The 24786-nt window shown below is 61.5% G+C and carries 19 protein-coding genes; 7 read left to right on the top strand and 12 right to left on the bottom strand.

All coding sequences use genetic code 11. The features are described from left to right. The first annotated feature begins 21 nt into the window (after window positions 1-21). The 4 genes from N2A98_RS05290 (at window position 22) to N2A98_RS05275 (ending at window position 5099) form a co-directional block, all read left to right on the top strand. Window positions 22-726 carry a fimbria/pilus chaperone family protein gene (locus N2A98_RS05290; protein WP_275623106.1) on the top strand — a complete coding sequence of 235 codons (705 nt, stop codon included), beginning with the start codon at window positions 22-24 and terminating at the stop codon, window positions 724-726. Window positions 727-844: 118 nt separating this feature from the next. Beyond that, window positions 845-3280: a fimbria/pilus outer membrane usher protein gene (locus N2A98_RS05285; RefSeq protein ID WP_177345131.1), complete on the top strand. Its 2436-nt coding sequence runs from the start codon at window positions 845-847 to the stop codon at window positions 3278-3280. Between the two features lie 11 nt (window positions 3281-3291). Next, window positions 3292-4431 (top strand): DUF1120 domain-containing protein, encoded by a 1140-nt coding sequence (locus N2A98_RS05280; protein WP_275623105.1) that lies wholly within the window; start codon window positions 3292-3294, stop codon window positions 4429-4431. A 23-nt stretch (window positions 4432-4454) separates the two neighbouring features. Then, window positions 4455-5099, top strand: coding sequence for a DUF1120 domain-containing protein (locus tag N2A98_RS05275; protein WP_044271989.1), 645 nt, complete (start codon window positions 4455-4457; stop codon window positions 5097-5099). On the opposite strand, the gene N2A98_RS05270 is transcribed toward N2A98_RS05275, so the two are convergent. The 6 genes from N2A98_RS05270 to N2A98_RS05245 form a co-directional block, all read right to left on the bottom strand. Continuing rightward, the gene (locus N2A98_RS05270; protein ID WP_069557880.1) at window positions 5096-6361 is read right to left on the bottom strand and encodes a CynX/NimT family MFS transporter; all 1266 of its coding nucleotides are present in this window, start codon (window positions 6359-6361) and stop codon (window positions 5096-5098) included. The genes N2A98_RS05275 and N2A98_RS05270 overlap by 4 nt on opposite strands. Then, a complete protein-coding gene (locus N2A98_RS05265) occupies window positions 6351-7010 on the bottom strand; it encodes a FadR/GntR family transcriptional regulator (RefSeq protein ID WP_044271987.1) in 660 nt (219 codons plus the stop codon). The genes N2A98_RS05270 and N2A98_RS05265 overlap by 11 nt, the downstream gene beginning before the upstream one ends. A gap of 365 nt (window positions 7011-7375) precedes the next feature. Continuing rightward, entirely contained in the window at window positions 7376-8140 is a 765-nt protein-coding gene (locus N2A98_RS05260) for an amino acid ABC transporter ATP-binding protein (RefSeq protein WP_003188759.1), read from the bottom strand. A gap of 10 nt (window positions 8141-8150) precedes the next feature. Beyond that, window positions 8151-9248 carry an amino acid ABC transporter permease gene (locus N2A98_RS05255; protein ID WP_047712643.1) on the bottom strand — a complete coding sequence of 366 codons (1098 nt, stop codon included), beginning with the start codon at window positions 9246-9248 and terminating at the stop codon, window positions 8151-8153. 10 nt (window positions 9249-9258) lie between these two features. After that, complete coding sequence (locus N2A98_RS05250; protein WP_044271984.1) at window positions 9259-10440, bottom strand: amino acid ABC transporter permease; 1182 nt, start codon at window positions 10438-10440, stop codon at window positions 9259-9261. Between the two features lie 72 nt (window positions 10441-10512). Further along, complete coding sequence (locus N2A98_RS05245) at window positions 10513-11544, bottom strand: amino acid ABC transporter substrate-binding protein (RefSeq protein WP_044271982.1); 1032 nt, start codon at window positions 11542-11544, stop codon at window positions 10513-10515. A gap of 346 nt (window positions 11545-11890) precedes the next feature. On the opposite strand from N2A98_RS05245, the gene N2A98_RS05240 reads away from it, so the two are divergent. Further along, window positions 11891-12547 carry an alpha/beta hydrolase gene (locus N2A98_RS05240; protein WP_044271981.1) on the top strand — a complete coding sequence of 219 codons (657 nt, stop codon included), beginning with the start codon at window positions 11891-11893 and terminating at the stop codon, window positions 12545-12547. A gap of 95 nt (window positions 12548-12642) precedes the next feature. Further along, complete coding sequence (gene rhlB / locus N2A98_RS05235; protein WP_275623104.1) at window positions 12643-14109, top strand: ATP-dependent RNA helicase RhlB; 1467 nt, start codon at window positions 12643-12645, stop codon at window positions 14107-14109. Between the two features lie 144 nt (window positions 14110-14253). Here rhlB and moaE read toward each other — a convergent pair whose 3' ends face one another. From moaE to N2A98_RS05205, 6 genes are all read right to left on the bottom strand, one after another. Continuing rightward, window positions 14254-14703, bottom strand: coding sequence for a molybdopterin synthase catalytic subunit MoaE (gene moaE, locus N2A98_RS05230; RefSeq protein ID WP_125969552.1), 450 nt, complete (start codon window positions 14701-14703; stop codon window positions 14254-14256). Between the two features lie 2 nt (window positions 14704-14705). Then, on the bottom strand, window positions 14706-14948 hold the full coding sequence (gene moaD, locus N2A98_RS05225) for a molybdopterin converting factor subunit 1 (RefSeq protein ID WP_047712638.1): 243 nt from the start codon (window positions 14946-14948) through the stop codon (window positions 14706-14708). After that, a complete protein-coding gene (moaC, locus tag N2A98_RS05220; protein ID WP_032893473.1) occupies window positions 14945-15418 on the bottom strand; it encodes a cyclic pyranopterin monophosphate synthase MoaC in 474 nt (157 codons plus the stop codon). Before moaC ends, moaD begins: the two co-directional genes overlap by 4 nt. Window positions 15419-15599: 181 nt before the next feature. Continuing rightward, a complete protein-coding gene (locus N2A98_RS05215; RefSeq protein WP_275623103.1) occupies window positions 15600-19328 on the bottom strand; it encodes an autotransporter serine protease in 3729 nt (1242 codons plus the stop codon). Window positions 19329-19624: 296 nt separating this feature from the next. Next, window positions 19625-21019 (bottom strand): PhoH family protein, encoded by a 1395-nt coding sequence (locus N2A98_RS05210; RefSeq protein WP_003188745.1) that lies wholly within the window; start codon window positions 21017-21019, stop codon window positions 19625-19627. Window positions 21020-21359: 340 nt separating this feature from the next. After that, entirely contained in the window at window positions 21360-22484 is a 1125-nt protein-coding gene (locus N2A98_RS05205) for a polysaccharide deacetylase family protein (protein ID WP_275623102.1), read from the bottom strand. Window positions 22485-22771: 287 nt separating this feature from the next. Between N2A98_RS05205 and tssI the strand changes: the two genes are divergently transcribed. Next, the gene (gene tssI, locus N2A98_RS05200; protein WP_275623101.1) at window positions 22772-24784 is read left to right on the top strand and encodes a type VI secretion system tip protein TssI/VgrG; all 2013 of its coding nucleotides are present in this window, start codon (window positions 22772-22774) and stop codon (window positions 24782-24784) included. Window positions 24785-24786 lie beyond the last annotated feature (2 nt).

Below are 24786 nucleotides of genomic sequence, written 5' to 3'. Positions count from 1 at the left end.
ATTGGCTAATGGAAACCCGTCATGACGACGACATTCTCAAACACCGCTGTCGGCCTGATTGCCTTGCTCTTGATGCTCGGCGACCAGGTTAAAGCCGACGGCATGGTCCCGGACACCTCCGTGGTGATCGTGCACGAGGCCGAAGGCGAAGCGGCCGTGTCGGTGACCAACACCGACAGCCAACTCGCCCTGTTGCATGTGACCTTGCAGGACATTCCGGAAGACACCGAACCGCTGCTGGTGGTGACACCGCCGCTGTCACGCGTCGAAGCGTCCAAATCCCAGCTGGTGCGTTTCATTCTGCAAAACCAGCAACCGTTACTGACCCAGCGGCTTAAACGCGCGGTGTTCGAAGGCATGCCCCAAGGCCGCGCCGCCACAGCCGCCGGGCATGCCCGCGTGGGCGTGACCGTGCGCCAGAACCTGCCGGTGATCGTGCACCCCAAGGGCCTGGCGCCCAACCGTACGCCCTGGACCGACCTGACCTGGACATTGCGCGAAGGCCAGTTGCAGGTGCGCAACGACACGCCCTATGTGGTGCGTCTCGCGCAGGAGTTGTTACTGCTGCCAGGCGACGGCAAGGCCCTGCTGCCGCGTACGTATGTGCTGCCCGGCGAAGCCTTGAGCGTGCCGGCCAGCAGCAGCCAGGCCAAGACAGTCAGGCTGCAGCCGGCCACGGTGTACGGGTTCGCGGTCAAGGCTTACGACGCACCAATCAGCTTCTGACGGAACACCCCAGGCGGCGTCCCCCCTGCGCCGCCTGAGTAACGAAGTGACGGCTTGTTGATCGTCACCAGAACGCCCGGCCCACAAGGGCTGCGCGTTCACTATTCGAGTACCTTGCGTGAAAACAGTATTGAGTTACCGTGACGGCGAAGCCGTGCCCGCTCCCTCTGCCAGCCCTGCCCTGGTGCTGGCGTTGCTGCTGTGTGCGCTCATACCGGCCAAGGTGTGCGCCGAAGATTCCAGCCCGTCCGGCTTCGATGCCCAGACCTTGCAACAACGTGGTATCGACCCACAGTTGGCCAGCCTGTTGCTCTCCGCACCGCGTTACGCGGCCGGGCAACACACCGTCAACCTGCGCGTCAACGGCCAGCGCCGTGGCCGGCTGGCGGTGAACTTCGATCAGCAAGGCAATCTGTGCTTTGACCGCGCCTTGCTGGACGCCGCCAATCTGATGCCGCCCGGTGAAATCGAGGGCTGCTATGATTTTCTTGCGCGCTACCCGCAAACCCTGGTGGAACCAGACCCGGCGACACTGACGGTGTCGCTGGTGGTGCCCACCGACGCCCTGCGCCCCGTGCAGCAGGATATCTCCGGCTACGAAACCGGCGGGTTTGCCGGCCTGCTCAACTACGACCTCAGCGGCTTCTACAACCGCTTCGGCGATGACGCCAGCCGGTTTGGCTCGGCCAATACCGAGGTGGGATTCAATGCCGGCGACTGGATCGTGCGCAGCCGCCAGGTGCAGACCTGGCAGGATGGCCTGTCACGCAGCACCCATTTGCAAGCCTATGCCCAACGCACCTTCGCCAGCCACCAGGCGGTGCTGCAAGCCGGGCAAATCAACCTGTACAACCCGGTGCTGTCCGGCGCGCAGATCACCGGCGTGCAGGTGCTCACCGAGCACGCCCTTCAAGAACAGGGCCAGGGCGCGCTGATCCAGGGCATCGCCAACAGCCCGGCCCAGGTCGAGGTTCGCCAGAACGGCGCGTTGATTCATTCCACCGTGGTGCCCGCCGGGCCCTTTACCCTCACCGATGTGCGTCGCTTGAACACGCGCTCGGACGTTGAAGTCACGGTCAAGGAGAGCGTCGGCGGTGAACGACGCTTCACCGTGCCAGCGGCCATGCTCGGGCTTGGGTTGCCAGCCCCGGGTTACTCCGTGGCAGCGGGCCGAGTGCGTAATGTGGGCGATGCCAAAGGCGAGGATCCGTGGGTAGTCAGTGGCGGCTGGACCGGCGCCCTGCACCCGCAATTGACCCTCGGCACGGGCGTGCTGGCGGCCAGTGAATACCGCTCGGTGGGCGCCAGCCTGGGCTGGCTGCCGTGGCTGGACAGCCAGATCCAGCTGTCCACGCAAGTGTCCAACAGCCAGGCGCAAGACAAAGTCTCCGGGGTACAGACCGATCTGTCGTGGTCCCAGCGCCTGGGTGAGCAGTGGTCGATCAGCGCCGCCAATTCCTGGCGCAGCATCGGCTATCGCGAGCTTGAAGAAAGCACTTACGCGCGCGACGACAACAACCGGGATTCGCGCTACCGCGACCAGCAAAGCCTCAACCTGGGCTGGTCCCATCCACGTCTGGGTGCGTTCAGCGCCGGGGTTTCGCGCTCGGCCAATTTTGCCGGCGACAGCAGCAGCCGGGCGCTGGCCTCCTGGGGCACGAGCATCGGTGCGGTGTCGTTGTCGGCCAGCGCCGAGTGGCAAATGGGCGGCGACCAGCAGCAGGACAACGCGGTGTACCTGAATATCAGCGTACCGCTGGGCGAGAGCCGTCGGCTGCGCAGCTGGGTGCGCAATTCCGGCGGCGAAAACCGCACCGGCCTGGGCATCACTGAACAGATCGACGACCAACTCAGCTACCGCGTCAGCGCCGAACACGACAGCAGCGACCATCAAGTGGAAACCACCCTGGGCATCTCCGCGCTGCCACGCTACAGCCAGCTAGACCTCAGCTACAGCCGCTCCGACGCCGAGCGTTCCAGCTATCAAGGCGGTGCGCGCGGCGGTGTGGTGCTGCATGGCGACGGTATGACCTTTTCCCCCTACCCGGTGCGCGACACCTTCGCGCTGGTGTCGGTCGGCGACATGAGCGGCATCAAGCTCAGCACCCCCAGCGGCCCGGTGTGGACCGACTGGCAAGGCCAGGCTGTGGTGCCGCAGGTCGCCGCCTACGGGCGCAGCCCGGTGGAAGTGCAAACGCGTTCATTGCCGCGCAACGCCGATATCAACAACGGCCTGGCCATGATTTCGTCCGGCCGCGGCGCCGTGGACCGCGTCGAGTTCGGCGTCGGCCTGACCCGCCGCCTGCTGCTCACCGTCAGCAACGACCAGGGCGCACCGCTGCCGGCGGGTGCCTCGGTCAGCAGTGCCGAGGGTGAGTTCATCACCCTGGTGCAGGACGGCAGCCAAGTATTTCTACCCAATGTGCTGGGCCAATCGACGCTGTGGATAACCACGCCCCAGGGCAGTCGTTGCCAATTGCGTTATTCGCTGCCGGAAAAAGCCGACCCCTCGGTGTACTTCGAAACGGCCCCCGCACGCTGTCACGCACCTTGAGGATTCCCGCCATGCCCCTTGCAAGCTGTTTGCGTCAACTGTGCCTGGGGCTGTTGGTCGGCGTCGCCGGCACAGCCCAGGCTTTTGAAGAATGCCAACTGAACGTCAGTGAACCCTTGCTCGATTTGGGCCTGATGAGCCGCCTGGCCCAGAACGACAGCGCACCACAACGCCTGCTCGGCGAGCGTCGACTGAGTGTGACCGTCAGTTGCCCCCAGGCCGAAGACCTCAGCCTGTTCTACCGAGCGCAAGCTGCCAACCCACAGCGCTGGCAGTTTACCGAGCACGGTAGCTACGCCATTGAAGTCGGGAATGGGCTGCTCGACGGCCGCGCGGTGGAGCTGGGTGTGCTGCCCGCCGTGGGGCAGGCGCCCGTAGCCACCGGCAGCGTCATGCAATGGCGACCCGACCACGGCATCGCACCGGTGGAAAGGGGCGTGGTGCTCAGCGGAAAAACCCTGGCGCTGCAATTGACCCTGCGCGCCTGGGCCGACCCTGCCGCCACCCAAGTACGCGATGCGACCACCTGGGAAGTCGCCGGCATGCTGTATGGCCCGCGCCACGGGCGCTACCGGGAACTGACACTGCGCGCGCACTTCGCGCCTATCGCCTGCCTGCCGAGCTTGTCCGACCAAGGCGTGGTGGACTACGGCACCCTGTACGCCAAAGACCTCAACGCCAGCACTGAAACACCGCTGCCCACCCGCACCTTGCGCCTGAACGTGACCTGCGACGCGCCCATCCGCTTCGCCCTGCGCATGAAGGACAACCGCGACGGTTCGGCCACGGGCGGCACCGATGAAACGGCCTACGGGCTGGACCTGGATGCCAGCCGCAACAAGATCGGGCGCTTTTACCTGACCATCGACCCGGCCGAATTCAGCGCCGATGCCTTCCCCACCTTGTACCGCACCGACTCCACCAGCAATGGCGTGGCATGGAGCAGTTCCACCGCGAGGCAAATCCCCATGGCGGCCAACAGCATCATGGGCTTTACCGACAAAACCGGCGTTACCACAGGGCCAGTCGCCCTGCAGACCCTGACCGGCACGATGCGTATCAAGACTTACCTGGCGCCGATGCAAACCCTGGACTTGCGTGACGTGGTGCACATCAACGGTTCCGGCACGCTCGAGATCGTCTACCCCTGAGCCCCCTGTAAGGAGTCACTCCCATGAAAACCCGCATCCTTTCCAGCCTGTTGTCACTGGCCTGCGCGCCCTCGGTGCTGGCCGCCTCGACGGTAGACCTGAGCGTCCACGGCCTGATCGTCCCCGCCGCCTGCATGCCGCAGCTTTCCAGCGGCGGCCTGATCGACTACGGCAAGGTTGCCCAGCAAGACCTGAACCTGGAGACCGCCACGCGCCTGCCCTTGAAGACGCTGCATGTCGGCATCGCCTGCAATGGCCCCGTCCGCTACGCCCTTCGCATGCGCGACAACCGCGACGGCTCGGCCATGGTCAACAGCGAGATTTACTACGGGCTGGGGTTTGATAGCAGCGGCAACCGCCTGGGGGTTTACTCCATGACCTTCGACCCGCGGCAAACCCAGGCCAGCAACACCGCGCAGATCTATGGCACCGAGTCCACCACCGGTGGCCTGGCGTGGCGCACCTCCAATCTCAACCCCATCGATATTGGCTCGCGAAGCTACCTGGGCTTTACCGACGTGGAAGGCAGCGTCAGCGGGCCCACGGCCATCGGTACCCTGGGGGGCAATGTCACGGTGCAGACCGTGATCAATGCCCGCCAGAACCTGGACCTGAGCGTGGAAACTGCGCTCGATGGCTCGGCCACGCTGGAAGTGGTGTATCTCTAGACCTTCTCGCTGGTGACCTGCACATAGCGCGCACGCCCGGCGCCCAGGCCGGCGACGATGGCACCCAGGCCGATCACGGCGAAGATCCAGCCAATGGCGGTCCAGCCGCCGGTCCAGTCATGCACCAGGCCGACCGCGAACGGGCCCATCGACGCCAGGGTGTAACCGATGCCCTGGGCCATGCTCGACAGGTTGGCCGCCACATGGGAATCGCGCGAGCGCAACACGATCAAGGTCAGTGCCAGGCTGAAGGTACCGCCCTGCCCCAGGCCGAGCAAAATCGCCCAACCCCACAGGCCCTCCAGCGGTGCATACAGGCAACCGAACAGCCCGCCGAGGGTCAGCAGCATCACCACCACAATCGCCAGGCGCTGGTCCTTGCCGCGCGTCGCCAGCCACGGTGCCGCCAGGGAGCTGAGCAGTTGCACGATGATCGAGCCCGACAGCGCCAACCCGGCTTCGGTCGCGCTCAGGCCACGGCCGATCAGGATCGACGGCAACCAGCCGAACACGATGTAGGCCAGGGACGATTGCAGGCCCATGTACAGGGTGACCTGCCAGGCCAGGGGATCGCGCAGCAAACCCTTCACACGATAGGCCACACGATGGGCGCCGTGCTTCTGCCCAATCTGGGGTAACCATACCAGGGCCGCCACCAGAGCCGGCAGGATCCAGAAGCCCAGGCCGATCTTCCAACTGTCGCCAAAGGCGTGGCTCAGCGGCACCGAGGCACCGGCCGCCATGGCGGCGCCCAAGCACAACGCCATGGTGTAGACACCGGTCATGGCCCCGGCCTGCCTGGCGAAATCACGCTTGACGATACCCGGCAGCAACACGCCGATGATGCCAATGCTCGCCCCGGCAACCAGGCTACCGAGGAACAACCCCACCTCACCGAATGAGCTGCGCAGGATGATCCCGGCGGCCAGGGTCAGCAGGATACCGAGCACCACGCGCTCGGCGCCGAAACGCCGTGCCAGTATCGGCGCAGTGGGCGCGAACAGGCCCAGGCACAGCACCGGCAAGGTGGTCAGCAAACCGGCCTTGGCGGCGGACAGTCCCAAGCTGTTCGAAACCTCTGCCAGCAACGGCGACAGGCTCGACAAGGCCGGGCGAAGGTTCAAGGCCACCAACACCAGGCCCAGCAACAGCAGCCATGGCCGAACCACGCTCGGCGGCGCCTGCTGCACGCTGTCGTCGTCGGCTTCGGCATCGATCAACAGTTCTTCGAGTTCGGTCTTGCGTGGGGCTTCAGGGTTCATTGATCAACTGCCGGCAGAGGGATTTGGCGCGGTCCGGGTCTTGTTGTTCCACCGCATCGAGCAGCGCTCCATGCAGGTCGAACACCGCCTGGCGTCGCGGTGAGCGGTTCAGGGTCTGGCGCAGCTGCGCGCCGACAATGGCCGAGAAGTAGTGGTACAGCTCGCTCAAGGCCGGGTTGTGCGCCGCGTCTACCAAGTGCTGGTGGAACACAAGATCGGCGCAGATATAGGCCTCCAGATCACCGTGATACCGCTCGGCGCTCAGAGCGAGCGCCTTGCGCAATGCCTCAAGGTCCGCTTCGGTACGCCGCAACGCAGCCAGGCCGATGGCCTCCACTTCCAGAATCTGGCGCGTCTCCTGCGCTTGCTCCAACGTGCAATGAGACAGCGCCCGCATCGTGCCCAGCGGGTCGGTCATCGAGCGCAGGTAACTGCCATCGCCCTGGCGAATGTCGATCAAGCCCGAGAAGGCCAATACCCGCATGGCTTCACGCACGGTGTTCCGGCTGATCCCCAGCTCGGCGGACAACTCGGGCTCGGTGGGCAGGCGCTCGCCGATGGCCCATACGCCCTGGGAGATGCGCAGGCGCAGTTGCTCCAGGGCCTGGTCAACCAGCGAGCGTTTGATCAGCGGGGCGATGTCTGTCATGGGATTTGCGCTTTCGTCCAATCATAGGATGAATTTTCCTACAGGCTATTCGGAGTTGCCTACAAAGGCAACGCACTAGGGTTCTTAGGCAGGAAAAGGAGCAGTATTTTCGATTGAAAATTACCCTCAGAGGGTAATTATTGGACGCAGGTGTCTTATGGAAAAGTAGAAAACCTTATGGCGGCCCAAGCCTCCTGAACCATGCCGTGTAGGAGCGAGCTTGCTCGCGAAAAACGTCAACGAGAACGCGTGTTTCCTGATTGAACGCGGCGCCTGTGAGTTTCTCGCGAGCAAGCTCGCTCCTACAAAAATCCTTGACTGAACGGCATTAGGCTACCAGGCCGGGTTTATTTTTTAACGCTCCATCAATGCAGTATCTGGCTCAAGAACAAGCGAGTCCGCTCATTCTGCGGATTATCAAAAAAGTCATTCGGCGCCGCCTGTTCCACGATTTCGCCCTTGTCCATGAAGATCACGCGGTTGGCCACGGTGCGGGCAAAGCCCATTTCGTGAGTCACGCACAACATGGTCATGCCGTCTTCGGCCAGGCCGATCATGGTGTCCAGTACCTCTTTCACCATTTCCGGGTCCAGCGCCGATGTCGGCTCATCGAACAACATGATTTTGGGCTTCATGCACAGCGCGCGGGCGATCGCCACGCGCTGTTGCTGACCACCTGAAAGCTGCCCCGGAAACTTGTGCGCCTGCTCCGGAATGCGCACGCGCTCCAGGTAATGCATGGCGATTTCCTCGGCCTTGCGCTTGGGCATCTTGCGCACCCACATCGGCGCCAGCGTGCAGTTTTGCAGGATGGTCAAATGCGGGAACAGGTTGAAGTGCTGGAACACCATGCCGACTTCACGGCGGATCGCTTCGATCTGCTTGAGGTCGTTGGTCAGCTCCACGCCATCGACCACGATGCGGCCTTGCTGGTGCTCTTCCAGGCGGTTGAGGCAGCGGATGGTGGTGGACTTGCCCGAACCCGACGGGCCGCACAGCACGATACGCTCGCCCTGCTTGACGTTGAGGTTGATGTCTTTCAACACATGGAACTGGCCGTACCACTTGTTGACGCCCTGCATCTGGATAATGCCTTCAGGGCTCACAGGCTGTTTGATTGCTTCGCTCATCAAAAAACTCCTAACGCTTGTGGCCAGTGTCGAGCTTGCGTTCCAGATGCATGGAATAGCGCGACATACCAAAACAGAAAATCCAGAACACCAAAGCGGCGAACACGTAGCCTTCAGTGGCCATGCCCAACCATTTGGGGTCGGCGGCGGCTTGCTTGACGCTGTTGAGCAGGTCGAACAGGCCGATAATGATCACAAGGCTGGTGTCCTTGAACAGGGCGATAAAGGTGTTGACGATCCCAGGGATCACCAACTTCAAGGCCTGCGGCAAAATCACCAGGCCCATGCTGCGCCAGTAGCCCAGGCCCATCGCCGCAGCGGCTTCGTATTGCCCCTTGGGAATCGCCTGCAGACCACCGCGCACCACTTCGGCCACATAGGCCGATTGGAACAGGATCACCCCGATCAGCGCCCGCAGCAGCTTGTCGAAGTTCATGCCCTCGGGCAGGAACAGCGGCAGCATCACCGACGACATGAACAGCACAGTGATCAACGGCACGCCGCGCCAGAACTCGATGAAGGTCACGCAGACCACCCGAATGGCCGGCATGTTCGAACGCCGTCCCAGCGCCAGCACAATGCCCAGCGGCAAGGCACCGGCGATGCCCACGGTGGCGATCACCAGGGTCAGCATCAGGCCGCCCCATTGGCTGGTCGCCACATTACTCAGGCCGAACACGCCGCCGTGCAGCAAGCAGTAGGCGATGATCGGGTACAGCACCAGAAAGCCCAGGCCGTAAATCGCCTTGCGCGGGAAACGCGCGATGAACAACGGCGCCACGCCGACGATGGCCAGCCATACCGTCATGTCCACGCGCCAGCGCAGGTCGACGGGGTAGTAGCCATACATGAACTGCCCGAAGCGCTGTTGGATAAACACCCAGCAGGCGCCCTCCTTGGTGCAGTCGGCGCGGGTGGTGCCCACCCAGTTGGCATCGAGGATGGCCCAGTGCAGGATCGGCGGCACCACCAGGTACACCAGGTAGATCGCCAGCAAGGTCAGCAGTGTATTGAGCCAGCTCGAGAACAAGTTGGCGCGCATCCAGGCCACCGGCCCGAAGACTTTGCTCGGCGGTGGCATGTCAGGTTTGAACGTATGCGTAGTCATGGGTGTGTCCTCACCGCTCGATCAGCGCAATGCGCTTGTTGTACCAGTTCATCAGCAGGGAAATGCTGATGCTGATCGCCAGGTACACGCTCATGGTGATGGCAATGACTTCAATGGCCTGGCCGGTCTGGTTGAGCACCGTGCCGGCAAACAGCGAAACCATTTCCGGATAGCCGATACCGGCGGCCAACGACGAGTTTTTCGCCAGGTTCAGGTATTGGCTGGTCAGCGGTGGAATGATCACGCGCAACGCTTGCGGGATGATGACCTTGCGCAGCGTCGGCCCGGGGCGCAGGCCCAGCGAACGTGCCGCTTCGGTCTGGCCATGGCTGACGGACTTGATGCCCGAGCGCACGATCTCGGCAATGAACGCTGCCGTGTACACCGTCAGCGCCAAGGTCAACGCCAGCAGTTCCGGGATCAGCACCCAGCCGCCGACGAAGTTGAAGCCAGCAAGCCTGGGCATTTCCCAATGCAGCGGCGTGCCGAAGAGCAACACGCACAGCGTCGGGATCACCACCAGCAGCGCCAGGCCCGCCCAGAATTTATGGAAAGGAACCCCGGTCGCTTCAAAGCGCTTGTTGGCCCAGCGGGTCATCAGCACGATGGCAACGATGGCGACCGCCAGGCTGGCCACAAACGGCCAGAACCCGTCGGACGCCAGCGCTGCCGGCATGTTCAGGCCACGGCTGCTGACAAAGAAGGTGTCACCGAAGTTATGGCTGTTGCGCGGTCCTGGCATGGTCAGGAACACCGCGAAGTACCAGAACAGGATTTGCAGCAGCGGCGGAATGTTGCGAAACACCTCCACGTACACCGTCGCCAGCTTGTTGATCATCCAGTTGGGCGACAAGCGCGCCACGCCGATGATGAAGCCGAGCAGCGTTGCCAGCACCACACCGATGACGGTCACCAGCAAGGTGTTGAGCAGGCCGATGACAAACACCCGGGCATAGCTGTCCGATTCGGTGTAGTCGATCAAATGCTGCGCGATGCCAAAGCCGGCACTGCGCTCAAGAAAGTCGAAACCCGAGGTGATGCCCCGGTGTTGCAGGTTGGTCTGGGTGTTATGGAACAGGTACCAGCCCAGCGAGACCACTGCCACGATCGTGATGATCTGGAACAGCCACGCACGCACTTTGGGGTCGCTGAAGCTGAGCTTCTGCTTGGGTGCGCCGATTTGATTTTGCATGAAGTGCCCCGAAAATAATGGAACAGAACATCACCCGGCAGTTGGCCTACCGGGTGACAGAACCATCAGCGATCAGCGCACAGGGGGTGCGTATTGAATGCCGCCGTTGTTCCACAGGGCGTTCAGGCCACGGTCGATTTCCAATGGCGTGCTCTTGCCCAGATTGCGCTCGAACATCTCGCCGTAGTTACCCACTTGCTTGACGATCTGTACTACCCAGTCCTTCTTCACTTTCAGGTCTTTGCCGTATTCGCCGTCGGCACCGAGCAGACGCGCAACGTCCGGGTTCTTGGTGGACTTGGCTTCAGCTTCGACGTTTTTGGAGGTCACACCGGCCTCTTCCGCGTTGAGCATGGCGTAGCCCACCCAGCGCACGATGGCCAGCCACTCGTCGTCGCCATTACGCACGACCGGGCCCAGGGGCTCCTTGGAAATGGTTTCCGGCAGCACCACGTAGTCTTTCGGCGAAGCCAGCTTGCTGCGCTGGGCGAACAGCTGGGATTTGTCGGACGTCAGAACGTCGCAACGCCCGGATTCCAGCGACTTGGCGCTTTCATCGGAGGTGTCGAAGGTGATCGGGGTGTATTTGAGGTTGTTGGCGCGGAAGTAGTCGGAAACGTTCAGCTCAGTCGTGGTACCGGCCTGGATGCAGATGGTTGCACCGTCCAGTTCCTTGGCGCTCTTGACGCCCAGCTTGTTGTTCACCAGAAAGCCGATGCCGTCGTAGTAGGTAATGAAGCCCGGGAATTTCAGGCCCATGCCCGCGTCGCGGGAGCTGGTCATGGTGGTGTTGCGCGACAAGATGTCGACTTCGCCTGACTGAAGCGCGGTGAAACGCTCCTTGGCGTTCAACTGGCTGAACTTGACCTTGGTGGCATCGCCAAACACGGCAGCCGCCACAGCGCGGCAATAGTCAGCGTCGATCCCAAGGATCTTGCCGCTGGCATCCGGCACCGAGAAACCCGGCAGGCCGTCACTCACACCGCACTGCACGAAGCCTTTTTTCTGCACGGCGTCCAGGGTGGCGCCCGCCTGGGCAAAACCACTGACACCCAGTACAGCCGCCGCAGTGACGATGGCCAGGGTGGATTTCAATACCTTCATTACAAACCTCCAATTGCTCTTGTTGTGTCGGAGCTCCAACCTCAGCGCACCCTTATGAGGCGATATCGACCCGTGTTGGTTTTTTTTGGGGCCAAGCAGCATGAGGTTTTTGCGGTAATTCCAGTTGCTTTCCCACGAGCGGCAGTCACTGATAGTGTTACCGTCCTAGGAGAGTTCTGACATCGAGATACACATAGCAAGGCGCGTACCAGAGTCTTGGCCGAGTGGCTGCAACTGCGCTTGAATGGCAAAAGATTCAGCCTTGCGACATTCTCTTAACAGATCAACCTGTCGCGCACCGTTCCGACGCACCTAATCGGAGCACCCGCACATCTATGGAGCAAACATGACCGAACCCTTGATTCTTCAGCCTGCCAAGCCCGCAGACGCCTGCGTTATCTGGCTGCATGGCCTGGGCGCCGATCGCTACGACTTCTTGCCGGTGGCCGAAGCGCTGCAGGAAACCTTGCTGAGCACCCGCTTTGTTTTGCCCCAGGCCCCCACCCGCCCCGTGACGATTAATGGCGGCTACGAGATGCCGAGCTGGTACGACATCAAGGCCATGAGCCCGGCCCGTTCGATCAGTCTGGAAGAACTGGAAACGTCGGCAAAAATGGTTACGGACCTGATCGAGACACAACAGAGAACCGGAATAGACACTTCGCGAATTTTCCTCGCCGGTTTTTCTCAAGGCGGCGCCGTGGTTTTCCACACCGCGTTCAAGAAATGGGAGGGGCCCTTGGGCGGTGTGATCGCCCTCTCCACCTATGCGCCCACCTTCGATAATGACCTGCAATTATCCGCCAGCCAGCAACGCATCCCCACGCTGTGCCTGCATGGTCAGTACGACGAAGTGGTGCAAAACGCCATGGGCCGCAGCGCCTACGAGCATTTGAAGGGCCGTGGTGTCACCGTGACATGGCAGGAATACCCAATGGGCCACGAAGTGTTACCCCAAGAGATACACGATATCGGCACCTGGCTGACTGAACGCCTGCGCTGAACCCCGTGTTTATGTAGCCGTATGACAGACGCACTACGCCGCGCCCGATTCTTGCATTACACTGGCCGGCGTACATTCCTTAATCAATTAATGAGATGACCGTGCTCAAAGCACTCAAGAAGATGTTCGGCAAAAGCGAGGCTGAGCCGCTCGCGCCTGTTCCCAGTGCACCTGCCCTCAAGCCCGGCAACCGCCATGACGGTCAACAGCCCGGCCGGAACGCACCCGCCGCCTCACCGAACACAACCAGGGTGACGCCGCCGGAACAGGTAAAGCCTGCCGAGCCCGCCCCGACGCCTGTGGCCAAGCCCCGTCGCGAACGTGCGCCCAAGCCGCCCGCGCCCCCCTGGAAACTCGAAGACTTCGTCGTCGAACCTCAGGAAGGCAAGACCCGCTTCCACGATTTCAAACTGGCCCCGGAACTGATGCACGCCATCCAGGACCTGGGTTTCCCGTACTGCACGCCGATCCAGGCGCAAGTGCTGGGCTTCACCCTCGCGGGCAAAGACGCCATCGGCCGCGCCCAGACCGGCACCGGCAAGACCGCCGCGTTCCTGATCTCGATCATCACCCAACTGCTGCAAACGCCGCCGCCCAAAGAGCGTTACATGGGTGAACCGCGTGCGCTGATCATCGCCCCGACCCGTGAGCTGGTGGTGCAGATCGCCAAGGACGCCGCCGACCTGACCAAGTACACCGGCCTCAACGTCATGACGTTCGTGGGCGGCATGGACTTCGACAAGCAGCTCAAGCACCTTGAAGCCCGCCATTGCGACATCCTCGTCGCCACCCCGGGCCGCCTGCTCGACTTTAACCAGCGCGGCGACGTGCACCTGGACATGGTCGAAGTGATGGTGCTGGACGAAGCCGACCGCATGCTCGACATGGGCTTTATCCCACAAGTACGCCAGATCATTCGCCAGACCCCGCCGAAAACCGAGCGCCAGACCCTGCTGTTCTCCGCGACCTTCACCGAAGACGTGATGAACCTCGCCAAGCAGTGGACCACTGACCCGTCCATCGTCGAGATCGAAGCACTCAACGTCGCCAGCGAAAACGTCGAGCAGCATATCTACGCCGTCGCCGGTGCCGACAAGTACAAGCTGCTCTACAACCTGGTCAACGATAACGGCTGGGAGCGCGTGATGGTGTTCGCCAACCGCAAGGACGAAGTGCGCCGCATCGAAGAACGCCTGGTGCGCGACGGCGTCAACGCCGCGCAACTGTCGGGCGACGTGCCGCAGCACAAGCGCATCAAGACCCTGGAAGGCTTCCGTGAAGGCAAGATCCGCGTGCTGGTAGCCACCGACGTGGCCGGTCGTGGTATTCACATCGACGGCATCAGCCACGTGATCAACTTCACCCTGCCGGAAGTGCCGGACGACTACGTACACCGCATCGGCCGTACCGGGCGTGCTGGGGCTGCGGGTGTGTCGATCAGCTTTGCGGGCGAGGATGACTCGTACCAGTTGCCGTCCATCGAGGCGTTGCTGGGGCGCAAGATCAGCTGTGAGACACCGCCGACGCATTTGTTGCGGGCTGTAGAACGCAAACGCCCCTGATACAGGAATGCGATAAAAAATGTGGGAGCTGGCTTGTGTGGGAGCTGGCTTGCCTGCGATACAGACACCTCGGTTTTTCAGTCACGCCGAGGTGATGCTATCGCAGGCAAGCCAGCTCCCACACTGGTTTCTGCGTCTGGCTGGCTACTTCCAGCGATCCGCTGCGGCGTGGTCACTGCTGCGCCCTTCTACCCAACGCGGCCCCTCACTGGTGTTTTCCTTTTTCCAGAACGGCGCCCGCGTCTTCAGGTAATCCATCACAAACGCACAGGCATCAAACGCCGCCTGGCGATGCGCACTGGCCGCGCCGACAAACACAATCGGCTCGCCCGGCTCCAGCGCGCCAATACGATGCAACACTTCCAGCTTGAGCAACGGCCAGCGCTGTTCGGCTTCCACGGCGATCTTGCCCAGGGCCTTTTCGGTCATGCCGGGGTAGTGTTCCAGGAACATCCCTGACACGTCGCGCCCGTCATTGAAGTCGCGTACATAGCCGACAAAGCTCACCACCGCGCCCACGCCCACGTTGGCCGCATGCATGGCGTTGACTTCGGCACCGGGATCAAAGGCTTCGACCTGCACACGAATGGCCATGCTCAGCCTCCGGTCACGGGGGGAAAGAAGGCGACTTCATCGCCGGCTTGCACCGGCTCGTCGAGGCTACACAACTCTTCGTTGCGCGCACACATCAGGCTCGCTTCGTTGAGCACGGCAAATTCCGGGTCAGAAGCCAGCGCGAGGCGCACGGCATCAACGGTGGCGAATTCACCTTCCATTTCCAGCGAATCAAAGCCCACCACTTCGGCGTAGCGCGCAAAAAACAGCACGTTGATACTCATTGTTCATCCGCCTTGAAATGCCCACTCTTACCGCCCAGCTTTTCCAGCAGGCGAATACTCTCAATGGTCATGCCGCGATCCACCGCCTTGCACATGTCGTAGATGGTCAGCGCCGCGACGCTGGCGGCGGTCAGGGCTTCCATCTCCACGCCGGTCTGGCCGGAGAGTTTGCAGCGCGCGAGGATATGCACAGCGTCCGCGCCGTCGGCACGCAGTTCCACCTTGACGCCGGTGAGCATCAACGGGTGGCACAGGGGGATCAAGTCACTGGTTTTTTTCGCTGCCTGGATCCCGGCAATGCGGGCCACGGCAAACACGTCGCCCTTGGGGTGGGCGCCGTCGACAATCATTTGCAGGGTGTCGGGCAACATGCGCACCCGCGCTTCGGCCACCGCCTCGCGGAACGTCACGGCTTTGTCGGTGACGTCGACCATATGGGCGCGACCTTGGGAATCGAGATGAGTCAGCACAGGGATACTCCTGATCAGGAGCTGGGATTGTAAACCTGTGGGTCAAAATTTGCGCAGGGCTGTTTATCCCACCCTGTAGGAGCGAGCTTGCTCGCGAAAAACGTCAACGATAACGCGTGCACCCTGAGTAAACGCGGCGCCTGTGAGTTTTTCGCGAGCAAGCTCGCTCCTACATTCAAGGTTAGAACAGGAAGGTAAACCCGGCATTGATCCCGTTGTTGTTACCGCGGTTGGAAAGCAAGCCGCTGTAGTTCAACGACACCAGGGTGTCCTTGGTCAGCGCCATTTGCGCACTGGCCTTGATCACCGCGCCATCCCTGGCCACAGGCACGCTGTTGACGGCGAAGGCCGTGTCACTGCCGGCAAACTTCAGAGAAGCTTCACGATCGGTATCACCAAACTGGTGCTCCCAACCCAGCTCACCGCGCAGGGTCACCGCCGAGGTGGACGTGAGCGGCAGCTGGGTATGGCCACGCACGCCCAGGGTGGAGAGTGTCGCGTCCTGGCTTTGCTGGCTGGCATGCAAGGCTGCGGCACCGCCTTTTTCCTTGAACGAGTCGCTTTGATAGTTCAGGTACGTGAGGTTGGCGAAGGGTTCAAACACGGTCCATTGGGTGTAACCGATCTCGGCAAACACTTGGTCGGTACGCGCGTTGTAGTCGGCCTTGGCATGGTCCGACTGATTGGCATAGGCCACCCGTCGCGAAGTGTCCAGGCGGTGCCAGGTGCTGGCACCGCCCAGGCGCAGGGCAATCGCCTCGAAGCGTTTGCCACCATAGACCGACAGGTGATAGTTGTCGCTGTCCGCCGACGCCGACTGGCCGTTGAGGTGGCTTTGGGTATAACCGGTCGCCGCGCCCACGCGCCAGCCATCGTTCACCTCGGTGTCCAGGCCCAGCAGTACGCCGCTGGTGGACGAGGAGTAGCCGCTGGCGTTGTTGTCACCACTGACGTTGTTGCGCCCACCGAGTAGCTGTACCCAGCCGCCGTTGTCACGGCTGTCGATCTGCGCGTTGGAGTCCAGTGCCTGAGTCTGTTGCAGGCGAGCGTTGACCGCCTCACGCAGGTAGCGGCTGTCGGCCATTTGCGCCGCCGCCACATCCGAGTGCAGTTGCCCCGACAGTTGCCTGAACCCTTCCCGCGCCTGAGCCGCGGAATCCGACGCCAGCAGGCTTTCGTAGACCGGGCTGCCAGCGCCCAATGTCTCGGCTACCGTCGCCACCGACCGCTCATTGCGGGTTTGCGCGACGCTGGCGAAGGTGGTCTGGTTGCGGGCTATCGCCAGGGTCAACTGGTTCGGTTGATAGTTCAGCGCAGTGCCAATGAACAGGTAGTTGGGCGCGAACGCCGCAAACTGCCCCTGGATACCTTGGCTGGCGCTGAGGATAGTGAACTGCTGGCCCAGCAAGCTGCGCGCCTCGGTGGCGGTCAACAGATTGGGGCTGTTCTCCAGGGACACGCTCACCACTCCACCGTTGAGGGTCGCCATCCCGCTGCTCTGCAACTGGTCGCTGCGGCCATCGCCCCCGACTTCGACGGCATACGCCGACCCCGGATTGAACGTAACATCGCCGGTGCGCAGCGTGCCTATCGAATGCCCCGGGGCCACTCGCCCGCCGTTGTTGACGGTCAAGGCGCCCACCGTGCCGTTGCCGGCCAGGGTGCCGCCCAGTGTGGTCATCACGCCGTTATCGGCATTGCGCATGCCCACGGCGCTGCCATCTACCGTCACGGCAGAGGTCAACGCGCCGTCCACCGACAATTTGCCACCGCGTACCCAAGTGCTGCCCGAATAGGTGTTCTGGCCTTCCAGCACCAGCTCGCCATCCCCGGACTTGACCAGGCTACCGACGTAGGTACTGCCCGTGAGCGCGTCCTGGCCGCGGGTGAGTGTTGCCTGCCCCCGGGCATGACCGATGTCGTATTCGAACTGATCATCGGCCGAGGCATTGGCGGGCAGGCCATTGAGCCAGCCTTTTTGCGCTTTAGTGGCGGCCCAGGTCGCCTGTTCGGCAGCGTCCTCTACGCGACGGGCGCGAATGGCTTCATCGGAAATCGGGTTAGCCCAGATATCGCGGGTACCGCTGGGTAAAGCCACTGCCACCGCACCGAGGAACTGCCCCGGCCCTTGCATGGCTTTTTGCAGGTTGGGCAAGCCCCAACCACTGACCACACCTGGCACTTGCGGCGTACCCGGCGGCGCATCGTGCACCGGTTGCAGGTTGTCGTAGGTGCGGCCACCGGTCAGCGTGCCCACTGGCGTGTCCGGGCCATCCGGCGCTTGCAGGCTGGAGGTGGTCAGCAACACGTCCCGCGCTTGGCTGGGCGTCATATAGGGGAAGCGCTGCATCACCAACGCCAGAGCCCCGGAAACGCTCGGCGCAGCGGCCGAGGTGCCGTTGGCATTCGGGATGATTTCGCCCTCGGGGCCGGCAGATGGAATGCCCGACACGCCCATCACACACCACCATTTTGAGGTACCGCAGCGGTTGTAGACCTGGGCACTTGTCTCGTCATAGCCCGTGATCGAGAGGAACCTGCCTTCGATATCCGGTTTGAAAAACGGCAGGTTCGCGTTGGTGTCCGGGTTGGCACCGTGGCTGTCGTTGCCCGCCGAGATGATCTGGATGAACGTGTTTTGCCGGGCCGCATCAGCCATGGCGTCCATCCAGGTTTTGTGCCCGGCGTGGGCCTTGTCCCAGAATGGGCGATAGGCGGCGGTCATGTCCTGCAGGTTTTGCGCGGCGCTGTCGCCGACGTTGCCGAAGTGGTTCTCCACGTCATCGCGCGAGCTCTGCCCCCAACTCTGGTTGACGATCGCCACGTTCTTCGCCGCCAGGGCGTTGTAGCTGGCCATAAATGCGTTGTAGTCGAGGTCGTTGGAGCCTTGGTAGCGGTCGTTGTCGCTGCCGCCGGTGTTGGCGACAAACAGGTTGGCGTCGAAAGCAATGCCGTGCATACCGGTGCCGTTGCGGTTGGCAGCCAGCACCCCGGACATTTCCGTGCCATGCCCGTCGTTGAACGCCGGGTCGTATTCCCCTGGGATACTGAAAGGCTCCCCCTGCTTGAACTCGCCGCTGGGTACTTCAAGGCGGTAGCGCGGATGGGTGGCGTAGTACTCGCCCGTGGAGGTCACCGCCTGCACCCGGTCCTGGCCCTGGGCATTTTTGCCCTGGAACTCGGAGTGTTCGGTGAGGATGCCCGAGTCGAGTACGCCGACATTCACCCCCTTGCCGGTGATGCCCAAGGCATAGGCGTAATACGCGTTGGTGCGGTCCAGGCCGGAATTGACCTGAGCTTCCGGGGTCTTCCAGGTTTGCGCGTTGGCACTCCAGTCACGGGTTGCGCCAGCCCAGGACTGGCCTGCGTTCAACTGCCCGCTGAGGTTGCTGCTTACGCCCGGCTCGACGTAGGTGTAAGGCTTGGCGGCCGGCAGGTTGGCGATAATGGCCTTGGAGAAATCGAGGATATTGGTGGTGTAACGGCCGCTGTTGCTGAACAGCCGGCTGCGGTAGTAATCCAGGCGCGAAGCGTAGTCCAGTGGCCGACGGGTGTCGCCGAGCATGGCGCCAATGGTCAGGTTCTCGGGTTGCAGCTCATAGTTTTGCTTGAGGGCCGAATCGAACTTGCCGGACTGGGCCGCGAAGTCCTTGGCCGCAAGATCGACAATATCCGCGTAGGCAAACCTGAGGTTTTTGTACACGGCAGTCTCAGGGCCGAATGAGGCGACGGCTGTCCTGAACGCCGATTCCAATACCTGCGGGGTGTAAGGGTTGTCGTCTGCCCTGGCCACGGAACCGTGGCCCAGCCATAAGGCCAGGCCGAGTGCTATGGGTGTGAGGGGTGTGGTCTTGAAACGGGGGGTGCGATTGCGTTGCGACACAATGAAGCCATTACCTGCTACGTCCATTTTCCTTTCCCTTTGGATATGTGCGTCATCAATGAGCGGTGTTTCGGGCTTTTGTAATAGGCAGGGTCACGGTGAAAACCCTGGACAGGTTTTCTAAACGTTCGTCGAATCAAGGAGGTGGTGTTCCGACGGGGTCTTGCAGTGTTCTTATAGTTTTTACCGCAAGAAAAAATGTAACAAAATAATTACAGAGACCACAAGCACCCAGGACGCGTTAACGCAGGCAAATGTCGCACAAAACAAAAACCCCGGACTTCGTGAAAAATCCGGGGTTTTTCATAGCAGGTTCAATGCAGTTACAGATGGGACTCGGCGTATTCAGCCAGAATCGAACGCGGTACCCCTTGCAGCGCAATGTGCACGCCGTTCGGGAAGTCTTTGAAGCGTTCCGTCAGGTAAGTCAGCCCGGAGCTGGTCGCGGACAGGTAAGGGGTGTCGATCTGCGCCAGGTTACCCAGGCACACCACTTTGGAACCGGCGCCCGCACGGGTGATGATGGTTTTCATCTGGTGCGGTGTAAGGTTCTGGCATTCATCGATCAGAATCAGGCTTTGCTGGAAGCTGCGACCTCGGATGTAGTTGAGGGATTTGAACTGCAACGGCACTTTGCTGAGGATGTAGTCGACGCTGCCATGGGTGTTTTCGTCATCCATGTGCAAGGCTTCGAGGTTGTCGGTAATCGCCCCCAGCCACGGCTCCATTTTTTCCGCCTCGGTACCGGGCAGAAAGCCGATTTCCTGGTCCAGGCCCTGCACGCTGCGGGTGGCGATGATGCGGCGATAGCGTTTGGTGACCATGGTCTGTTCGATGGCGGCGGCCAGAGCCAGGATGGTTTTGCCTGAACCTGCGGCGCCGGTCAGGTTGACCAGATGGATGTCCGGGTCGAGCAGCGCGTAGAGCGCCAGGCTCTGGTAGATATCACGCGGTTTCAGGCCCCAGGCTTCCTGGTGCAACAGGGGTTCCTGATGCAGGTCGAGGATCAGCAGCTTGTCGACCTGGATCTCTTTGATCCAGCCCACGAAGCCCTGTTCATCGACGATGAACTCATTGATATGCACGGCCGGCAGGTTGTCGATCAGCTGTACCTGGTGCCAGGTGCGGCCGTGGTCCTGACGGGTTTCGACCTTGCTCACACGGTCCCAGAACGAGCCGGTCATCATGTGATAACCACGGGACAACATCGACACGTCGTCGACCAACTGGTCGGTACTGTAGTCCTCGGCAGCGATCCCACACGCTCGTGCCTTGAGGCGCATATTGATGTCTTTGGTCACCAGCACCACGCGCAGGTCCTTGTCGCGGGCGTGCAGGTCGATCAATTGGTTGATGATTTTGTTGTCGTTCAGGTTTTCCGGCAGCAGGCTGTTGGGCTCGCTGCGCTTGCTCATCAGAATCGACAGCAAGCCCTTGGGCCCGCCCTTGCCACGCTGGATCGGTACGCCAACTTCAACGTCCTCGGGCGAGGCTTCACCCAGGGTCTTGTCGATCAGGCGGATGGCCTGGCGGCATTCGGCGGCAACGCTGTGGTGGCCGCTTTTGAGTTTGTCGAGCTCCTCAAGCACGATCATCGGGATGGCGACGTGGTGTTCTTCGAAGTTCAGCAGTGCGTTTGGATCGTGGATCAGTACGTTGGTATCAAGCACATAAAGGATTGGCTGGTCGGAAGAAGGGTTACGTCCATGATCATCCATACTCGGTCACCTTTGTGGGAGCCATTCGACGCAATACCTGGGCGGTGCTGCGCCTCGATTCGACCACCGATTGCACCTTGAGTAAGGTCAAGTGCAGTGCCCACAGGAGGAGTCTTGGAAGACGCCACCTGTGCTGCAGGTTTCGGCGATCTGACTTCGTAATACCGCAAAACCCATGACAGGAAAAAGCACTTTGACGCTTTTTTGAAGTTTATTTTTCAGGATGACGAATAGCACTAGCCGAGTGCCATGTACCCCGTTAAAGTCGGAAGTCCGCCTGCATTGAAATGTCGCAGCAAATCGCCCCAAAAACACCCCATCCCCAGCAAAGTCGGGCACTTCATCGAAATGCCTCGCGGCACTCCTGCCAACCCAAGCCACTCTGCGCCGTCGCCTGCAACATCATCGGCAATGCCACCCGCGCCTTGTCCTGGGTGTCGTGAAACACGATCACGCCTTTGCGCCACAGCAGCATCAGCGTCAGCACCCGTTGCGCCGACTCATCGGCCTTGAGCTTGCCCGGCTCGTCCTGGGAATCGATATCCCATAACGCCACTTGCAAGCCCTGTTGCTGAAAGAAGCCCTGGCTGTCCGCACGGCGTTGCCCATACGGTGGCCGGAACAAGGGCACATAATTTTCCGGCATCAGGTTCTGTACCAGCCCGGCACTGCGGGTGATGGAGCTTTGCCAGTCGACCCAATGGCTGTGGGAGCGGTACTGCCAGCCCTGAAGCCCCACGCACTGCCCTTGGTACAGCGCCTGCACATCGGCGGCGGAACTGCGCTCCACGCGGGTTTGCAAGCTGCTGCCAAGGACAAAGAACGTCGCGTTCATCTTTTGCTTGCGCAGGTAATCGGTGAGCCAGTCGGTATTGCCGCTGACCGGTGCAGGGCCACCGTCAAAGGTCAGCAAAAACATCCGGTCATTGAGTTCATCACCGTTGCGCTCATGATCGCCAAAGCGCGCCACTTCACTGCTGATCTGCGGAAACAGCGCGGCCTTGCGCAACAACTCGTCCAGATAGCGCTCGTGAAAGTGCCGACTGGGCTCGGCCCAGCCTATATAGAAAGAGTTGTCACTGACCTCGAACTTGCCGGCCTGCTCACGCAGGTCGTCCATGTTTTCCACCAGGTAGCAGAACGAGGCGTCTTCTTCGCAGCTCTGCTGGGCGAATGTGTAGTTCTCCAACAGCCGTTGCCAGAGCTGGCGACGCAGGTCGTCGATGGCAGCCAGGTTGATGATCTTCAACCCCAAGCGCTGCTTGAGCGCGGCGTCGTCCAGGGCTTCGCTGGCGAGCAGGCCGTGGGCAAACATCAGAATCTCCGCACGCGAAGCCACATCGAACAGCGCCGGGCTGACGAGTTTTTCCGGCCAGGTACCACGGTCCAGGCTGGCGACATCCACCGGCGCGGCCTGGGCATTCAGGCACAGCAGGCAAGCGGACAATAAAAGCGCTAATCGCACGCGGGGTCTCCCTCTGCAGAGTCGTCGGCCACTATAGCTGATCACGTCCGCCCAGATGGCATTGGCCAGGTTCGACGGGCCTCTGGCTGGCCATGACGGATAAATCCTACAGCTATTGCCCCTCCAATAAGTAAGAGACCTCTTGATTCCCTCCACCCTATTGAAGGGCTCGCTTACGGCTTCCTAAGATCGGCCCCTACCTGCGGCTCTGCGAGCAGCATGTTCCCCATCGTGTCCCGGCTGACGGCAATTGCAATTGGCGGGGCAACAGGAAAAAAGGAAGCTCCATGCCCCGCCAAAGCGACCTGCGATTCACGTTCGAGCCCTTGAAAGGCGATGCCTTCGATGTGGTGTCCTTCACGCTTGAAGAAGGCCTGTCCCAGCCGTTCAAACTGCATTTGGAACTGGCCAGCCACAACGCCGCCATCGACTTCAATAACGTGCTCGACCTGGCAGGGCTGTTCACGATCTGGCGCGGCGAAATGCCGGTGCGCTACGTACACGGCCTGGTCAGCCTGTTCACCCAGGGCGACACCGGCTTCCATCGCACCCGCTACACCGCCGTCATCGAACCGACCCTGGCGCGTTTCGACCTGCGTTCCAATTGGCGAATTTTCCAAGGCCAGACCGTGCCCGACATCATCACCAGTGTGCTCGCCGAGCACCGACTGACCGACATCCGCCGCGAAATCTGCTTCGACCACCAACGCCGCGAATACTGCGTACAGGCCGGCGAAACCGACCTCGATTTCATCGCCCGCCTCGCGGCCGAGGAAGGCCTGCTCTACACCTTCGAACACCGCGACGACGGCCACACCCTCGTCCTCACCGACCGCGTCGGCGGCCTGGGCACCATCGGCACGCACAAACATTGCCCCGTGATCTACCAACCCATGGCCGGCGGCGATGCCACGGAACCGGCCTTGACCCGTTTTCACTACACCGAACAAGTACGCACCGCCCGCCAGGTACAACGCGACTACACCTTCACCCACCCGCGCTACGACCAACAGCACACCGCCACCGGCGACCAGGACCTGAAAAACCAGCACAAGGACTACGAGCGCTACGACTACCCTGGCCGCTACAAACGCGACATCGCCGGCAAACCCTTCACCAAGACCCGGCTGACCGCCCTGCGCAATGACGCCAAACTGGCGCACCTGGCCGGTGACGACGCACGCCTGCAACCGGGGCTCGCCTTCGACCTCAACGAGCATCCCCGCGAAGACTTCAACGACCGTTGGCGCACCATCGCCATGAAGCACGAAGGCAAACAGCACACCAGCTTGCAGGAAGAGGCATTCGGCAGCGACCACGGCACGTCTTATGAAATGACCGCCACCGCCATCCGCTGGACCTCGGATTGGAAGGCGCCGCTGCGCCCCAAACCCTGCATCGACGGCCCGCAGATCGCCACGGTGGTCGGGCCGCCAGGGGAAGAGATTTACTGCGATGAATGGGGCCGGGTGAAAGTGCAGTTTCCGTGGGATCGCACGGACAAAAACAACGATCACAGCTCATGCTGGATTCGTGTGGCTCAAGGCTGGGCGGGAGAGCTTTGGGGCGCCATGGCCATCCCACGTGTGGGTCAGGAACTGATCATCGGCTACCTTGATGGCGATGCCGATCAGCCTATCGCTATCGGTCGGGCATACCGGCAAACCAACCTGCCACCGTATGAGCTGCCCAAGCACAAGACACGGATGACCATCAAAAGCCGAACTCATAAAGGCGAAGGCTTCAATGAGCTGCGTTTTGAGGATGAACTCGGGCATCAGGAAGTGTTTATCCATGCCGAAAAGGACAAGAACGTCCACATCAAAAACAACAACGGCATCTTCGTTGGCAACGACCGCAAGGAGCGAGTCGAGCACAACGAAACCATCTCCATCGGCGACCACCGCACCGAGGACGTCGGCCAGAACGAAACCATCAGCATCGGTGCCAACCGCAGCGTGACCATCGGTGGCAACAAGGCAGAGACCATCAAGCTGGCCAAAGCCGAAACCATCGGTTTGGCCAAGGCGCTGACCATTGGCGCGGCCTACCAAACCAGCGTTGGCGCGGCCATGAACACCACCGTGGGCCTGAGCCAAAGCGAGCAGGTCGGCATCCACAAATCGGTGGCGGTGGGCAAGAAATTCACCATCGACGCCGGGGATGAATTCAAGGTCACGGTGGGCAAATCCACCTTGGTGATGAAATCCGACGGCACCGTACTGATCAATGGCCGCACCTTCGATTTCAGCGCCAGCGGCGCGGTGCAGATCAACGGCAAAGACGTGGATATCAACTAGGG

Source organism: Pseudomonas sp. FJ2-5-13, from assembly GCF_029201605.1.
GTDB lineage: Bacteria > Pseudomonadota > Gammaproteobacteria > Pseudomonadales > Pseudomonadaceae > Aquipseudomonas > Aquipseudomonas lactis.
This window is presented reverse-complemented; position numbering and strand designations above follow the sequence as displayed.

Excerpts from the sequence above, each read along its gene's own strand:
- N2A98_RS05290 (WP_275623106.1), top strand. The coding sequence starts at position 22 with ATGACGACGACATTCTCAAACACCGCTGTCGGCCTGATTGCCTTGCTC.
- N2A98_RS05280 (WP_275623105.1), top strand. The coding sequence starts at position 3,292 with ATGCCCCTTGCAAGCTGTTTGCGTCAACTGTGCCTGGGGCTGTTGGTC.
- N2A98_RS05275 (WP_044271989.1), top strand. The coding sequence starts at position 4,455 with ATGAAAACCCGCATCCTTTCCAGCCTGTTGTCACTGGCCTGCGCGCCC.
- N2A98_RS05270 (WP_069557880.1), bottom strand. The coding sequence starts at position 6,361 with ATGAACCCTGAAGCCCCACGCAAGACCGAACTCGAAGAACTGTTGATC.
- N2A98_RS05265 (WP_044271987.1), bottom strand. The coding sequence starts at position 7,010 with ATGACAGACATCGCCCCGCTGATCAAACGCTCGCTGGTTGACCAGGCC.
- N2A98_RS05260 (WP_003188759.1), bottom strand. The coding sequence starts at position 8,140 with ATGAGCGAAGCAATCAAACAGCCTGTGAGCCCTGAAGGCATTATCCAG.
- N2A98_RS05255 (WP_047712643.1), bottom strand. The coding sequence starts at position 9,248 with ATGACTACGCATACGTTCAAACCTGACATGCCACCGCCGAGCAAAGTC.
- N2A98_RS05250 (WP_044271984.1), bottom strand. The coding sequence starts at position 10,440 with ATGCAAAATCAAATCGGCGCACCCAAGCAGAAGCTCAGCTTCAGCGAC.
- N2A98_RS05245 (WP_044271982.1), bottom strand. The coding sequence starts at position 11,544 with ATGAAGGTATTGAAATCCACCCTGGCCATCGTCACTGCGGCGGCTGTA.
- N2A98_RS05240 (WP_044271981.1), top strand. The coding sequence starts at position 11,891 with ATGACCGAACCCTTGATTCTTCAGCCTGCCAAGCCCGCAGACGCCTGC.
- rhlB (WP_275623104.1), top strand. The coding sequence starts at position 12,643 with ATGACCGTGCTCAAAGCACTCAAGAAGATGTTCGGCAAAAGCGAGGCT.
- moaE (WP_125969552.1), bottom strand. The coding sequence starts at position 14,703 with ATGGCCATTCGTGTGCAGGTCGAAGCCTTTGATCCCGGTGCCGAAGTC.
- moaD (WP_047712638.1), bottom strand. The coding sequence starts at position 14,948 with ATGAGTATCAACGTGCTGTTTTTTGCGCGCTACGCCGAAGTGGTGGGC.
- N2A98_RS05215 (WP_275623103.1), bottom strand. The coding sequence starts at position 19,328 with ATGGACGTAGCAGGTAATGGCTTCATTGTGTCGCAACGCAATCGCACC.
- N2A98_RS05210 (WP_003188745.1), bottom strand. The coding sequence starts at position 21,019 with ATGGATGATCATGGACGTAACCCTTCTTCCGACCAGCCAATCCTTTAT.
- tssI (WP_275623101.1), top strand. The coding sequence starts at position 22,772 with ATGCCCCGCCAAAGCGACCTGCGATTCACGTTCGAGCCCTTGAAAGGC.